Below are 14374 nucleotides of genomic sequence, written 5' to 3' on the forward strand. Positions count from 1 at the left end.
TGGAGCGGCCCGGCGGTTGGCGGTCGCTCACTGGTGGACGGGGATCCGCGCCGCGGGAGCCACGGCACCGGCCGAGCGGTGGTCCCGGCGCTCCAGGGCGGCGGACCAGACGGCCAGGACGAGCGCGGCCGCCGCGAGCAGGGCACCGACCCAGTTGGGGGCGGTGTAGCCGAGGCCGGCGGAGATGACGAGGCCGCCGAGCCAGGCCGCCAGCGCGTTGCCGAGGTTGAAGGCGCCGATGTTGACGGCCGAGGCCAGGGTGGGGGCGCCGTGGGCCTGGTCGAGGACGCGCTTCTGCAGCGGCGGGACGGTGGCGAAGCCGAGGGCGCCGACCAGCAGGATCGTCACGGCGGCGGCGATCTTGTTGTGCGCGGTGAGGGTGAACAGGGCCAGCACCAGCGCCAGGCCGCCCAGCGTCCCGTACAGCAGGGGCATCAGCCTGCGGTCGGCGTATTTCCCGCCGAGCAGGTTTCCGAGGAACATCCCGACGCCGAACAGGACCAGCAGCCAGGTGACGGCCCCGTCGGAGTAGCCGGCGACGTGGGTCATCATCGGGGCGATGTAGGTGATCGCGGCGAAGACGCCGCCGAAGCCCAGGACGGTCATCGCCATCGCCAGCAGCACCTGGGGGTTGCGGAAGGCGGTCAACTCGCCGCGCAGGTGGCCGCCTTCGGGGCGGGGCAGGGCCGGGACGAGTCTGGCGATGCCGAGCAGGCCGAGCAGTCCCAGGGCCGCGACGCCGACGAAGGTGGTGCGCCAGCCGACGGCCTGGCCGATGTAGGTGCCCAGCGGGACGCCGACGACGTTGGCGACGGTCAGTCCGGTGAACATGGTGGCGATGGCGCCGGCCTTCTTGTCCGGGGCGACGAGTTCGGCGGCCACCACCGAGCCGATGCCGAAGAACGCGCCGTGGGCCAGCGAGGTCACGATCCGCCCGACGAGCATCAGCGGGAGGTTCGGCGCGGCGGCGGACAGCAGGTTGCCGACCACGAACAGGCCCATCAGCAGCATGAGCATCGTCTTGCGGCTGATCCTGGTGCCCAGCACGGTCATCAGCGGGGCGCCGATGACCACGCCGAGCGCGTAGCCGGTGACCAGCAGGCCGGCGGTGGGGACGGACACACCGTAGTCGCCCGCGATCTGGGGCAGCAGACCCATGATCACGAACTCGGTGGTCCCGATCCCGAAGGCCCCGATGGCCAGGGCGAGGAGTGCGAGAGGCATGGCGAGACCCTTCATACGATGACTTCAGCGCCTTACAGGCCTCCACAATAGTTGCAGTCGCTTTATATTTGCAATCGCAATGATTGCAGGCGCCAGAGATCGGCCCCGGTCACCCGACTGTCGCCGTCACCACCGGGTCTGCGTCGTCACCACAGGATCGGCGCCGTCACCATCCGACCGTCGCTGCTGCCATCCAAGATCGTCGGCGTTCATCCGGGCAGCGTAGGCCCGCCACGGACAGCAAAAGGCGAGGGGTCCAGGACCTCCTCGCCACTCTCAAGGTACCGCGCGCGGGGGGCCTTGCGGCAAGGCCCCCCTCAGGGCGCACAATCGTCGCCCGAGGCCGGAACCTGGCGTTTTGCGCGGTTCAGACCGTATGCGGGTCAGTGACCGATACGCGGCCTCGTCCAATCACTCACTGGGGGATGTACCGATGATCGATGTGATCGTGGTCGGCGGCGGGCCGACCGGCCTCATGCTGGCGATCGAACTGCGGCTCCAGGGCGTGGAGGTGGTGGTACTGGAGCGGCTGACGGAGCCGACCCGGGAGTCCCGCGGCCAGGGCCTGCACGTGCGCAGCGTGGAGATGATGGACCAGCGCGGCTTGCTGGAGCGGTTCCTCGCGGTGGGCGGCAAGTTCCGGATCGGCGGCTTCTTCGGCCACATCCACAAGCCGTGGCCGGAGAGCATGGACACCGCCCACGACTACGGACTGAGCGTCGAGCAGCCGGTCACCGAGCGGCTGCTCCAGGAGTACGCGCTGGAGCTCGGCACCGTGATCCGGCGCGGCCAGGAGGTGGCCGGGCTCGACCAGGACGAGGACGGGGTGACCGTCGAGCCGGCGGACGGCAGCCGGCTGCGCTCGCGCTACCTGGTGGGCTGCGACGGCGGCCGGAGCACGGTGCGCCGGCAGCTCGGCATCGCCTTCCCCGGCGAGCCCTCCCGGGTCGACACCCTGCTCGGCGAGCTGTCGCTGGCCGAGGCGCCGGAGGTGATCGAGGCCGTGGTCACCGAGGTCCGCCGGAGCGAGCTGCGCTTCGGCGCCATCCCCCGGGGCGAGGGGGTCTACCGCGTGATCGTGCCCGCCGCGGACGTCCGCGAAGAGCGCGGCGAGGCGCCCACCCTGGAGGAGTTCCGGCAGCGGCTGCGCGCCACCGCGGGCACCGACTTCGGTGCCCACGCGCCCAGTTGGCTGTCCCGCTTCGGCGACGCCACCCGGCAGGCCGAGCGGTACCGGGTCGGCCGGGCCTTCCTCGCCGGGGACGCGGCGCACATCCACCCGCCCACCGGCGGCCAGGGTCTCAACATCGGCATCCAGGACGCCTACAACCTCGGCTGGAAGCTCGCCGCCGCTGTCCAAGGCCGGGCCCCCGCGGGCCTGTTGGACAGCTACCACGCCGAACGCCACCCGGTGGGCGCCCGGGTGCTGGCCAACACCCGGGCCCAGATGACGCTGCTGGGCTCCGAGCCCGGCGCGGTCGCGCTGCGCGAGCTGCTCTCCACCCTGATGGACTTCGAGGAGGTGAACCGCTACGTCACCGAGATGGTCTTCGGGGTCGGGGTCCGCTACGACCTGGGCGAGGGCCCGGAGTTGCTCGGCCGCCGACTGCGGGACGTCCGGCTGGAGCGGGGGCGCCTGTACGAACTGATGCGCGGCGGCCGGGCGTTGCTGCTCGACTCCACCGGCGGCGCCCTCTCGGTGGCGGGCTGGGCCGACCGTGTCGACCATGTCGCCGACCCCGTCGAGGAGTTGGACGTCCCCGCAGTGCTGCTGCGGCCCGACGGATACGTCGCCTGGATCGGCGCGGACCAGCCGACGCTGGACGAAGCGCTCACTCGGTGGTTCGGCGCCGCCACCGCCTGAGCCGGTCAACTGCCGTGCGGCGGGCCCGGGTCGACCCGGACCAGGGTGCGCTGCACCGTCCCGTCCGGCTGGTACACGGTGCGGTACAGGTACGGCTGGTCCGAGCCGGGAAGCAGCACGACGCCCTCCTCGACCACCGGCCGCTGGTCGACGATGGCCCTGAGCCTGCGGTCGGCGTCGGCGGGGAACTCCGGCTCCTGGGGCCGTCGGTGGCGTCCGGCCACGATCCGATCACCCGTCCTTCCTCACTGGGGGCCGAACGTCCAGCCCGCCCGGGAGTCCGGGCGGGCTGAGCATCCGACACGCTACTGCGGGGTCGCTACATCGCGGTGACCTTGATCATCGCGAACGGGGCGCCCTGCGGGTCGGCGGCCACCGCCATCCGGCCGGCCACCATGTCGAAGGGCGGGGCGAGGACGGTGCCACCGGTCCTGACCAGGGCGTCGACGGTGGAGTCCACGTCGTCGACCGCGAAGTAGGTGAGCCAGTGCGCCGGGGTGCCGGGCGGGTCGTTGCTGAGCAGCGTGGCGCCACCGACCGGGCGACCGCCGATCTTCAGCTCCCAGTACTCGATGTCGCCCTCCACCGGCTCCATCTCGATGCCGAAGGCCTCGCCGTAGAAGGCGGTGGCGCCCTTGATGTCGCTGGTGTGCAGTTCGTTCCAGGTCAGCGCGCCGGGCTCGTTGACCACCTGGGCGCCGGAGAAGTCCACCGCCTGCCAGACCCCGAAGACCGCGCCCTGGGGGTCGGCGGCGATCAGCATCCGGCCGAGGCTGCCGACGTCCATGACCGGGACGAGCAGGGTGCCGCCCGCCGCGACGATGGCGTCCTGGGTGGCCTGGGCGTCGGAGCCGGCCAGGTAGCTGGTCCACACGGTGGGCGGAGTCGGCATCCCCTCGGGGGCCATCGCCGGGCCGATGCCGGCCGCGGCCTTGCCGTTGAGCTGGCAGACGGCGTAGCCGCCGAACTCGGCCGGGCCGGGCTGCCCCTGCCAGCCGAAGAGGTCACGGTAGAAGTCCAGCGCGGCCTGCTGGTCCTTCGCCATCAGATCGACCCAGCACGGGGTGCCGGTCACGTACGGGGTGGTGACTTCGGGCATGGTCGCTCTTTCTCGCTCGTGAGGTCCCCCGCCAGTCACCCTCCCGTCCCGCCCCGGGATCCGCCACCCGAGACGTGCCGCAGTGGAGCTTGCGGCGGCGGAGGCGCGAACCGGCCTGCCCGGCCTGGGCACAGCGGTGACCACCAGTACGGTGGCAGGCCCGGTTGGGACGCGGGTGTGCGCTTCCTCCGGGATCTCCGCGCCACCGGCCCACGCCGTGCCGGGCTCCCGGCACACTGCCCTGGCCCGGGGGATCGCCTTCAGCGCCGTGGCGTTCCTCGCCCCGGCCGCCCAGCATCCTGCTCAGCCGGGGCGCCACCAGCACCACAGACGGCGGCACCCTCCCCCTCGCCGTCCTGGCCGGCCTGAGCACCGCCGCGGCGGGCCTCGGCGACGGCGCGGGCCGGGACCGCCAGGTGCGTCACCCGCCCGCTGACCTACTACCGGCCGCACGCCGCGCATCCGAACACCTCCGGGATCGTTGGTTCTGACGCGGCGCGGGCCGGGTGTGCTCTCCGGAGCGCCCGGGCGCACGGGATCCGAGCGAGGAGTGCGACATGGGGCGAATCACCCGGCGGGGCTTCGTGACGGGCGCAGCGGGAGCGCTCAGCGGGCTGGTCTCGCCCGGCCCGACGGTCGGGACCAGCCCGGGCGGGCCACGGGAGCAGGCCGCACCGGCTGTGGGCGAACACCGCCTCGGGGAACGGGACTTCCGCGGTGTGTGGCTGACGACGGTGGCCAACCGGGACTGGCCCTCCCGGCCCGGTCTCCCCGCCGACGCCCAGCGCGCCGAACTCCTCGCCCATCTCGACCGGGCGGCGGAGCGGCGGCTGACCGCGGTGGTGTTCCAGGTCCGCCCGACCGCGGACGCCCTGTGGCCCTCCCCGTACGAGCCCTGGTCGGCCTGGCTCACCGGAGTGCAGGGCAAGGACCCCGGTTGGGATCCCCTGGGCACCGCCGTCACCGAGGCGCATCGGCGCGGCCTGGAACTGCACGCCTGGTTCAACCCGTACCGGGTGGCCACCCACACGGACCCGTCCCGGCTGGTACCGACCCACCCCGCCCGCCTCCACCCCGACTGGGTGGTGGCCCACGGCGGGAGGCTCCACTACAACCCGGGCCTGCCCGAGGTCCGCCGCTTCGTCCAGGACGCCGTGCTCGACGCCGTCCGCCGCTACGACCTCGACGGCGTCCACTTCGACGACTACTTCTACCCGTACCCGGTGGCGGCGCAGCGCTTCGACGACGACGCGGCCTACGCCCGGTACGGGACGGGCTTCCCGGACCGCGCCGCGTGGCGGCGCGACAACATCGACCTCCTGGTGCGGGAGACGGCCGCGCGGATCAAGGAGATCGACGGCCGGGTGCGGTTCGGGATCAGCCCGTTCGGGGTGTGGCGCAACGAGGCGACCGACGGGCGCGGCTCGGCGACCACGGCGGGGGTGCAGGCCTATGACGACCTGCACGCCGACACCCGCAGGTGGGTGCGCGAGGGCTGGCTCGACTACATCTGCCCGCAGCTGTACTGGAACATCGGGTTCGCCGCCGCCGACTACGCCGTCCTGGTGCCCTGGTGGGACGAGGTGGCCCGGGGCACCGGCGTCGACCTGTACCTCGGCGAGGCCCTGTACAAGGCGGGTGATCCGGCGCAGCCCGCCGCCTGGCAGGACCCGGCCGAGCTGTCCCGCCACCTGGCGCTGGCCGGGCACCGGCCCTCCGTCCGCGGCCACTGCTTCTTCGCCGCGAGGGAGGTCGCCGAGGACCGCATCGGGGCGATGGCCCGCGTCGTCGCCGACCACTACCGGGCGGAATCCCGCTGAGCGTCCGTCCGTCCCCGGCCGTTCGCTCCCGCCTGGGCCGGGGCGCGGCAGCAGGTCCGGGGTGCGGTACCCGTTCAAGGGCGCGGTGGCCGGTCAAGGGTGCATCCGAGCCCCCTTGAGGATCTTGTCCACCGCGTTCCGCGGCCCGTGGACGGCCAGTCCCACCAGGTCCAGCTGCTCGTTGCCCACCGCGCGGACGGTGGCCCGGTTGGCCCGGTCGTCGCCGGTGGTGAACAGCTCCGACGTGAAGACCGAGCAGGGCGTGGAGCGGGCGAGCGCGCGGTTCGAGGCCGAGAGCCGGCTGGCGTTCATCAGTGAGCGCCTGCGTGCGAGCCTGCGCCCGCGCCGCTCACGAACGCAGGCCCCGGTCGCCCGGGGCGTCGCAGCCGACCTGCGCGACCTGCTGGACTCCCGGCTGCTCAAAGCCACCACCCTGGACCAGGCCGCCCGGCTGCTGCACACCCACCCCGCCCACCTGGTCCGCGCGTTCAGCACGGCCTACGGCATCGCGCCGCACCGGTACCTGATGTCCCGCCGGGTCGACCTCGCCCGCAGGCTGCTGCTCGACGGCCGCCCACCGGGTGAGGTGGCGACGGCGGCGGGCTTCTACGACCAGTCCCACCTCACCCGGCACTTCAAGCGGGTGCTCGGCACGACTCCCGGCCGCTACACCCGGGCTGGTTGAGTTCCAGGGTGCGCAGCAGGAACGACGAGAGGACGTGGAGAGCGATGGAGCTGACCATCCTGGCGATTCCCGACTGCCCGAACGCCACGCTGCTGCGGGAGCGGCTCGCCGAGGCCCTCGGCGGACGGCCGGCCCGGGCGGTGGACTGCGTGACGGTGGTCGACGGCGAGCAGGCGGAGGCGCTCGGCCCGCACGGCTCGCCGACCCTGCTGATCGACGGCACCGACCCCTTCGCCGAACCCGGCCAGCCCGCTGCCCTCTCCTGCCGGCTGTACCGGGACACCCACGGCGCGCTCTGCGACGCCCCGACCGTCGACCAGCTGCGGCAGGCACTGCGCGCCGCTCGGTAGGCGCCGCTCGGTAGGCGCCGCCGGGCCGCGCCGCCGGGCGGCGATGGCGGGCGGCGATGGCCGGGTATCGCCGAGGGTGATCTGAACCGGGTGCTGGGCCTGGCCCGTTGATGAACGGCCCTGCTCAGCGCGGCACCGGCGTTGATCCTGTGTTGATCGGGGTGTGCGAGCGTACTGGCTCCACCGGGGGCCGGTGGACAGCTTGCAGAGAGGCGCATTCGGATGGTCAACCACCGCAGCAGCACCCGCATCGCAGCCCGACTCGCCTCGGTGGCGGTGGCCGTGGGGCTGGCCGTCCTGCCGCAGGTCGGCGCGTCGGCGCAGGCCGCGCGGCAGGGGGGCACCCAACAGGCGGCCGGGAGCGTGACGGGGCCGGGTGGCGAGCAGCGGAGCGACGAGTGGAACGCCACCGGGGCCTGGTGCGTGACCTGTGTGAAGCCCAAGCACTGACCCCGGTGCTCACTCCTCGGCGGGCAGGGTGACCAGCTCGCCGAGGAGGGTCGCGACGTCGGCGGCGTCCGGGAGGCCGAGGCTCTCGAAGATGGCGTGCGCCTCGTGCAGGCGCTCCCGGGAGGCGGCCGGGCGGCCGAGTTCGGCGAGGGAACGGCCGAGGACGACCAGTGCGTACCCCTGGTCGCGGCGGGCGCCGGTCGCCACGGTGATGGCCAGGGCCGTCTCCGCCTCCTCGGCCGCCTGTCCGGCCTGGCCCAGGGCGAGCAGGCACTCGGCGAGGCGCACGCCCGCCAGGGCCTCCCGGTCGCGGCGGCCCGCGGCGGCGGCGACGGCCCGGCACTCCCGGCAGCGGTCGGCGGCCTCCTGGTAGCGGCCGAGGCCGTGCAAAGCGAGGCCGAGGACGTAGAGGGTGTACGCGGTGCCGGCGGTGTCGCCGAGTGCGCGGACCTCGGGCAGGACCCGCTCGCAGGTGTCGGCCGCCTCCTCGGCCCGGCCGTGCCGGACCTTGGCGAGCGCGGCGTTGACGGTGCCGGTCACCGCACCGGAGCGGTGGCCCAGTTCGCGGGCGAGATCGACCGACTCCTCGAAGCGGCGGATCGCCTCCTCGTTGTGGCGCAGCGTCTGGGCGATCACGCCGAGGCCGTTGAGCACCTGGCGCAGGATGACGGTGTCGCCGGCCGCGCGGCTGGCCCGTTCGGCGAGTTCCGCCTCGGCGCGGGCCTCGTCCAGCCGGGTGGCGGCGAGGGCGAGCCCGAAGCGCAGGAACCGGGCCCGGCCTTCGGCGAAGCGGTCGCCGCCGGTGGTGGCGGCGCCGACCAGGGCGAGCACCGCTGCTTCCAGCCGGTCGCCGAGTTCGCCGGGTCCGAAGGGGCTGAGGGCGATCAACAGGTCGGTCACCGGGCGGAGTCGGGTACCCGGGCCGGCCTCGCCGGCGATCCGCCCGGCCAGCGCGATGGCGCCGGGGCCCTCCGCCCGGGCCCAGGCCCGCGCCGCGGACAGGTCCCGGAGTACCGGGCCACCGCTCTCGTGCCCGTCGGTGCCGGCGTCACCGAGCGCCCCGGCCACCGGGTCGCCGGGCACCGCGAGCTGGAACGCCATACGGGCGCCGGCCAGCAGGTGGCCGAGCAGCCGGGCGCGGGCCGCCGTCTCCTCCTCGGTGTCGTCGGCGCCGTCAGCGCGGGCGGTGCGGGAGGTGCGGGAGGTCCGACGGGCGAAACCGCGCAGCAGGTCGTGGTAGCGGTAGCGGCCGGCGGTGAGCGAGTCCAGCATCGCGGCGTCGACCAGGGACTCCAGCAGTTCCTCGGCCTCGTCCGCCGGGAGGTCGAGCAGTGCCGCGGCGGCGTCCAGGCCGAGGTCGGGGCCCTCGCACCAGGCGGCCAGCCGGAAGGCACGGGCCTGGTCGGGGGTCAGCTGGCGGTAGCCGAGTTCGAAGGCCGCGCCGACGGCCAGGTCGCCCATCCGCAGCTCGTCGATCCGGCGCTGTTCGTCGGCGAGCCGCTCGCCGAGGCTGGCAACGGTCCAGCGCGGGCGCGCGGCGAGCCGAGCGGCGGTGATGCGGACGGCGAGCGGCAGGTAGCCGCAGGCCGCCGTCAGGTCCAGGGCGGCCTGCGGCTCGGCGTCCAGGCGGGGCCGGCCGATCACCCGGCCGAGCAGGTCGACGGCTTCCTCGGGGGTGAAGACGTCCAGGTCCAGCTGGACGGCGGCGGGCAGGCTGCTGGGGCGGGTGCGGCTGGTGACCAGCGCGGCGCAGTCGGGCGAGCCGGGCAGCAGGGGGCGGATCTGCGCGGTGTCGCGGGCGTTGTCCAGGACGACCAGCAGGCGACGGCCGTCGGTGAGCGAGCGGAACAGCGCGGTGCGGTCGGCGGTGCTGTCGGGGATGGCCTCGGGGCGGGTGCCGAGCGCGGCCAGGAAGGCGGCAAGCACGTCGGCGGGGCTGGCCGGGAGGGCGTCGGCGCCGCGCAGGTCGGCGTACAGCTCGCCGTCGGGGAAGGCGCCGCGGACGCCGTGGGCGGCGTGGACGGCCAGCGCCGTCTTGCCGACACCGCCCATGCCGACCACGGACACCATCGGCAGGGCGTCCCGGGCCGGGGCGCTGAGGGCGGCCCGGATGGTCTCGACCTGGGCCGATCGGCCGACGAAGTCGCCTGGTGCGGGAGGGAGTTGGGCTGGTCTCGGCGCACCGGAGGGGGCTGCGGGCGGCACCGGAGCCTCATCCGCCGCCTCCACGACCACCTGCGGCTCCGCCGGGGCCCCCTCGCACTCCTCCCCGCTCAGAATCCGCCGGTGCAACTCGGAGAGCTCCGGCCCCGGCTCGACGCCCAGCTGCTCCACCAGCACCTCGCGCACCCGCCGGAACGCCGCCAGGGCGTCGGCCTGCCGGCCGCTGCGGCTGAGCGCCCGCATCAGCAGGGTGTGCGGCCGCTCGCGCAGCGGGTGCTCGGTGGTCAGCGCGGTCAGCTCGGGGACGCAACGGGCCGCCCGGCCGAGCGTCAGGTCGAGGTCGAGGCGTTCCTCCAGCAGGGCGAGCCGTAGCTCCCCGAGCCGGTCGCGCTGGCGCTGGGCGTACGGGCCGGGGATCCCGGCCAGTGGTTCGCCCTGCCACAACTCCAGTGCCTCGTTGAGCAGTTCGCGCGCCTGTGCGGGGCGGCCGGCCGTCGCCTCGGCCTCGGCGCGGATCGCCAGCCGTTCGGCCCGCTGGGCGTCCACCGCCTCCGGGGGCAGCACCAGCCGGTAGCCGTCGCCGAGTGAGACCAGGACGGCGGGCGTGCCGTGGCCCGGTTCCAGCAGTTTGCGCAGCCGCCAGGCGTAGGTGCGCACGGTGGTGATCGCGGCCTGGGGCGGTTCCTCGCCCCAGAGCGCCTCGATCAGGTCGGCCGCACCCGCGGCCCCGCCCGGGCGCAGCAGCAGGACGGCGAGCATCGCCTGCTGCTGCGGACTGCCGAGCCGCAGGGCTTCGCCGTCACGCCGGCCGCGCATCGGTCCCAGCACCGAGAACCCGAGCCCCACGAGTCCTTCGACCACGCCGTGCCCCCTGTTCGGCCGCGGGTCACGCGGCTGTCGATCTTCATTCGTTCGGTGCACAGAGTAAGCAGACGAAGGGCCCGGTGCCGAGACCCGAGCGGCACCGGCGGGGGCGCTGCACGGCCGCGTTGATCGGCCGTCGATCGGGGCCGCGCGGGCGTTGACCTTCGGTCGATCGAGCGTTGATCGGTCCTGCCTAGTGTTTCTGATGCCGGAAGGGTCGCGGAGCCTACGGAACACCGGTGAGCCGGTTCGTCTGACGACAACACACTGGATCCCGTTGACAAGGTGGTTCGCCATGAACGACATCCTCGAGCTCGACGTCCTGGAGATCAGCGCCCCGGCCCAGGAGGAGACCGAGGCGCAGAACGCGGCCGCCAGCGGTTCCTGGCCGTTCTCCTGCAACTCGACCCGCAACTCGCGCTGCTGCGACTGACGTCGAGTTCCCGGTGCGGCGGCCCCTTTCCCCCCCCGGCCGCCGCACCGGACCCACCGCCTCCCCCTCCGCCCCCTGTAGGAGAGCCCGCCATGCCGGACAGCCCGACCTTCGCCTGTGGCGAGGTCGCCCTGCTGCGGGCCGCCGTCCGGCCGGCCCGCGCCCTGCCCGAACACCCCGCCCCGCGGGACACCGACCTCGACCAGCTGCGCGCCGCACTCCGCGACGACCTGCTGCGCGAGGCCGTCGCCGTTTCCAGCCCCTCGCTCAGCCGGGTGCTCGACCTGGTCGAGGCGGGGCTGCCGGTGCGGCCCAAGCAGCTGCGCAAGGCGGCCCGGGCGCTCACCCGGTACCGGCTGCGGATGTCCGACCGGGCCACCCCGTTCGGCCTGACGGCCGGGGTCGCCACCGCCCGCTTCGCCGACCGCCCCGCCGTCCGCTGGGGCGGGCGACCGCGCAAGGCGGCCCGGCCCGACCAGGAGTGGCTGACCGGGCTGGTCGCCGCGCTGGAGCGCGAGCAGCCCGTGCTGCGCGGGCTGCGGGTGACCGCCAACGACCTGTGCCAGGTGCGCGACGACCGCCTGGTGCTGCCCTACCTCCCGGTTCCGGGCGCGGAGCAGCGCACGGCCGGGCGGGAGCTGTCGGTCCGCCGTACCGCGGCGATCCGCACCGTGCTGGAGCACGCCGCCGAGCCGCTGTCCTGGACGGACCTGCACCGGGCCGTGCTGGCCGCCCACCCGCAGGTGGAGGACGCGGCGGTGGACTGGCTGCTGGGCGAGCTGGTCCGCACCCAGATCCTGCTGACCGATCTGCTGCCGCCGGCCACCGAGCCGGATCCGATCGGGCACCTGCTGGCCCGGCTGTCCGACCTCCCGATCGCGGACGAACTCCGGTCCGTGCAAGACGACTTGGCCGCCTACGAGCGCACCGCTCCCGGCGCCGGACTGCCCCGCTGGCGGGCCCTCACCGAACGGATGCGGCGGCTGCACCCCGCCGAGCGGCTGGTGCAGGTCGACCTCGGCCTGGACGTCGAGGTGCGGCTGCCGCCCGCCGTCCGCCGGGAGGTCGAGCGGGCCGCGGACGCCCTGTGGGCGGTCTCGGCGGGGCGACCGGGGCCGGCTCATCTGCGGCAGTACCACGAGGACTTCCTGGAGCGGTACGGCCTGGGCCGCGCCGTACCGCTGCTCGAACTGCTCGACCCCGAGCGCGGCCTGGGCGCGCCCGCCGGCTACCTGCTGCCGCGCAGCACCCGGGCGCTGCGGCCCGGCGAGCCCGCCGACCCGCGCGACGACCTGCTGCTGGCGCTCGCCCAGCAGGCCGCGGCCGGCGGCGAGCGCGAGCTGGTGCTCGACGACGCACTGCTGGCCCGACTCGGCGACCCGACCGGCAGCGGCACGACCGACGACGGCACCACCGACACCGCGCCGCCCTCACTGGACCTGCTGGTCGAGCTGCGGGCCGCCTCGCCCGAGGCGCTCGCGGAGGGCGCGTTCACCCTGGTGGTGAGCGGCGTCGGCGCCACCGCCGGGGCGATGGCGGGCCGCTTCGCCCCGCTGCTGGGCGAGGCCGGCCGACCGCTGACCGAGACGGTGCGCACCCTGCCCACCGACAACCCGGAGGCCGTCCGCGCCCAGCTGGACTTCCGCACCCCGCGCGCCCACACCGGCAACGTGGCCCGGGTGCCGCAGCTGCTGCCGTACACCGTCACGCTCGCCCAGTTCGCCGACCGTACGGCGGCGGACACCCTCGGCCTCGCCGACCTCGCGGTGGTCGCCGACCACGCCCGGCTCGCCGTGGTCTCCCGCCGGCTCGGCCGCGAGGTGGTGCCGACACTGCCGCACATGCTGGCCACCGACGTCCACGCGCCCAACGCCGCCCGGCTACTGGACGAGCTCTCGCGCAGCGGCGTCGGCGCCTGGCCGCGCTGGCGCTGGGGCGCCGCCGACGCGCTGCCCTTCCTGCCCCGGGTGCGGCACGGCCGCACCGTGCTCAGCCCGGCCCGCTGGCGCCCCGAGGACGCTGCGCTGCGCGACGCCGCCCTTCCGTACGAGCGGTGGTCGACCCGGCTGGAGGAGTGGCGGCGCCGCTGGCGGGTGCCGCGCGTGGTGCAGAGCGTCAGCGAGGACCAGCGGATCACGCTCGACCTGGCGGACGACCGGCACCGGGAGCTGCTGCACCACGCCTGGACCGGCTCCGCCGACGGCCACCTCCAGGAGGTGCCGCAGGAGCCGGCCGGCTGGCTCGGCGAGGGCGGGCGCAGCAACGAGCTGGCGTTACCGCTGGTCCGCCGCTCCCCCGGGACGGCCCGCACCCCGGCCGTGGCCCCGCCCCGGCGCCGGACGGTGCACAGCCCCGGCTCCTCGCCCTGGCTGTACGCCAAGCTGTACTGCTCCACCGCCCGGCAGGACGAACTGCTCGGCCGACAGCTTCCCGAGCTGCTGGCCGAACTGCCGGCGGCGGTCGACCGCTGGTTCTTCATCCGCTACCTCGACCCGCAGCCGCACCTGCGACTGCGCTTCCACGGCAGCCTGGCCGCGCTCTGCGCCGAACTGCTGCCCGCCCTCGGCGCCTGGGCCGACCGGCTGGCCGCCGCCGGACTCGCCGAGCGGCTCGTCCTGGACGGCTACGAACCCGAACTGGAACGCTACGGCGGCCCGGCGGCGATGGCGGCCGCCGAGCGGGTGTTCGCGGCAGACAGCCGCTCCTGCCTGGTCCAGCTGCGGCTGCTGCGCGAACGGCGCCTGAACCTCGACCCGTTGACCCTGGTCGCGGCCAACTACGTCGACCTGGCACACCACTTCGGCGACCTTGGACTGCTGACCCGCCGCTACCGCGCCACCGAACGGCACCAACTGCCCCCGGCCGTAAGGGAACAGGCCCGCACCCTGATCGACCCCAGCGGCCACTGGACGGAACTCGGCCGACTTCCCGGCGGCAGCGACCTCCTCGCCTCCTGGGACGAGCGCGCGGCCGCCCTGGCCGCCTACCGCGCACGCCTGGACGAGCGCTGGAGCAGCACCGACACCGCGCTCGGCGCGCTGCTGCACCTGCACCACAACCGGCTGATCGGAGTGGACCGCACCGGCGAGGAACGCTCGCTCGCCCTGGCCCGGCGCACGGTCCGGGCCTACCACGGACGGCTGGCCGCGCTCGGCACCGCCGGAGCCATCGGAGCCGCCGGAGCTGTCGAACCCGTCGGAGCCGCCGGAGCCGCAGGAGCGATCGCATGAGCCCCTCCACCGACCGCGCCATCACCATCACGCCGCTGCGCGAACGCGCCGCCGCAGCCGTCGCCGCCACCGCCGAACGGCTCGCCGACCCCGAGCGGGTGGCCGCCGCGGGGGCGGGGGGGGGGGGGGGGGGGGGGGGGGCGGGCGCCGGGGGGGCGGGGGGGAGGGGGGGGCGCGGGAGGGGGGGGCCCG

General features: G+C 74.9%; 10 protein-coding genes and 2 pseudogenes. 7 read left to right on the forward strand and 5 right to left on the reverse strand.

Annotation, left to right across the window (positions count from 1 at the left end; genetic code table 11):
• Positions 1–27 precede the first annotated feature (27 nt).
• Positions 28–1224, reverse strand: a complete 1197-nt coding sequence (locus BG452_RS45060; RefSeq protein ID WP_188310216.1) for an MFS transporter — start codon at positions 1222–1224, stop codon at positions 28–30.
• Between the two features lie 433 nt (positions 1225–1657).
• Here BG452_RS45060 and rox point away from each other — a divergent pair, with 433 nt between their 5' ends.
• Positions 1658–3088 (forward strand): rifampin monooxygenase, encoded by a 1431-nt coding sequence (gene rox, locus BG452_RS45065; protein ID WP_188310217.1) that lies wholly within the window; start codon positions 1658–1660, stop codon positions 3086–3088.
• A 5-nt stretch (positions 3089–3093) separates the two neighbouring features.
• On the opposite strand, the gene BG452_RS45070 is transcribed toward rox, so the two are convergent.
• The gene (locus BG452_RS45070) at positions 3094–3312 is read right to left on the reverse strand and encodes a hypothetical protein (protein WP_188310218.1); all 219 of its coding nucleotides are present in this window, start codon (positions 3310–3312) and stop codon (positions 3094–3096) included.
• 95 nt (positions 3313–3407) lie between these two features.
• Entirely contained in the window at positions 3408–4187 is a 780-nt protein-coding gene (locus BG452_RS45075) for a VOC family protein (protein WP_188310219.1), read from the reverse strand.
• A gap of 557 nt (positions 4188–4744) precedes the next feature.
• On the opposite strand from BG452_RS45075, the gene BG452_RS45080 reads away from it, so the two are divergent.
• The gene (locus BG452_RS45080) at positions 4745–6007 is read left to right on the forward strand and encodes a glycoside hydrolase family 10 protein (RefSeq protein ID WP_188310220.1); all 1263 of its coding nucleotides are present in this window, start codon (positions 4745–4747) and stop codon (positions 6005–6007) included.
• A gap of 93 nt (positions 6008–6100) precedes the next feature.
• Here the strand turns inward: BG452_RS45080 and BG452_RS46850 are convergent.
• Positions 6101–6301: pseudogene (locus BG452_RS46850) on the reverse strand (DUF2000 family protein); the annotation flags it as partial.
• Here BG452_RS46850 and BG452_RS46855 point away from each other — a divergent pair.
• The 3 genes and pseudogenes from BG452_RS46855 to BG452_RS45095 form a co-directional block, all read left to right on the forward strand.
• Positions 6294–6692 (forward strand): annotated as a pseudogene (locus BG452_RS46855) (helix-turn-helix transcriptional regulator); the annotation flags it as partial. The pseudogenes BG452_RS46850 and BG452_RS46855 sit on opposite strands and share 8 nt — an antisense overlap.
• A 44-nt stretch (positions 6693–6736) precedes the next feature.
• On the forward strand, positions 6737–7042 hold the full coding sequence (locus BG452_RS45090) for a hypothetical protein (RefSeq protein WP_188310222.1): 306 nt from the start codon (positions 6737–6739) through the stop codon (positions 7040–7042).
• A 222-nt stretch (positions 7043–7264) separates the two neighbouring features.
• Positions 7265–7492: a hypothetical protein gene (locus tag BG452_RS45095; protein WP_188310223.1), complete on the forward strand. Its 228-nt coding sequence runs from the start codon at positions 7265–7267 to the stop codon at positions 7490–7492.
• A gap of 9 nt (positions 7493–7501) precedes the next feature.
• On the opposite strand, the gene BG452_RS45100 is transcribed toward BG452_RS45095, so the two are convergent.
• Complete coding sequence (locus tag BG452_RS45100; RefSeq protein WP_317621542.1) at positions 7502–10516, reverse strand: AfsR/SARP family transcriptional regulator; 3015 nt, start codon at positions 10514–10516, stop codon at positions 7502–7504.
• Positions 10517–10814: 298 nt separating this feature from the next.
• Between BG452_RS45100 and BG452_RS45105 the strand changes: the two genes are divergently transcribed.
• Both BG452_RS45105 and BG452_RS45110 read left to right on the forward strand, forming a co-directional pair.
• Positions 10815–10952 carry a hypothetical protein gene (locus BG452_RS45105; protein WP_188310224.1) on the forward strand — a complete coding sequence of 46 codons (138 nt, stop codon included), beginning with the start codon at positions 10815–10817 and terminating at the stop codon, positions 10950–10952.
• A gap of 92 nt (positions 10953–11044) precedes the next feature.
• Positions 11045–14182, forward strand: coding sequence for a lantibiotic dehydratase (locus BG452_RS45110; RefSeq protein ID WP_188310225.1), 3138 nt, complete (start codon positions 11045–11047; stop codon positions 14180–14182).
• Positions 14183–14374 lie beyond the last annotated feature (192 nt).

The organism is Streptomyces sp. CBMA123 (assembly GCF_014596465.1).
In the GTDB taxonomy this organism is placed as follows: domain Bacteria; phylum Actinomycetota; class Actinomycetes; order Streptomycetales; family Streptomycetaceae; genus Kitasatospora.

What these genes read in the sequence shown, in the direction of transcription:
- BG452_RS45060 (WP_188310216.1), bottom strand. Translation starts at nt 1,224, where the DNA reads ATGCCTCTCGCACTCCTCGCCCTGGCCATCGGGGCCTTCGGGATCGGG.
- rox (WP_188310217.1), top strand. Translation starts at nt 1,658, where the DNA reads ATGATCGATGTGATCGTGGTCGGCGGCGGGCCGACCGGCCTCATGCTG.
- BG452_RS45075 (WP_188310219.1), bottom strand. Translation starts at nt 4,187, where the DNA reads ATGCCCGAAGTCACCACCCCGTACGTGACCGGCACCCCGTGCTGGGTC.
- BG452_RS45080 (WP_188310220.1), top strand. Translation starts at nt 4,745, where the DNA reads ATGGGGCGAATCACCCGGCGGGGCTTCGTGACGGGCGCAGCGGGAGCG.
- BG452_RS45090 (WP_188310222.1), top strand. Translation starts at nt 6,737, where the DNA reads ATGGAGCTGACCATCCTGGCGATTCCCGACTGCCCGAACGCCACGCTG.
- BG452_RS45095 (WP_188310223.1), top strand. Translation starts at nt 7,265, where the DNA reads ATGGTCAACCACCGCAGCAGCACCCGCATCGCAGCCCGACTCGCCTCG.
- BG452_RS45105 (WP_188310224.1), top strand. Translation starts at nt 10,815, where the DNA reads ATGAACGACATCCTCGAGCTCGACGTCCTGGAGATCAGCGCCCCGGCC.
- BG452_RS45110 (WP_188310225.1), top strand. Translation starts at nt 11,045, where the DNA reads ATGCCGGACAGCCCGACCTTCGCCTGTGGCGAGGTCGCCCTGCTGCGG.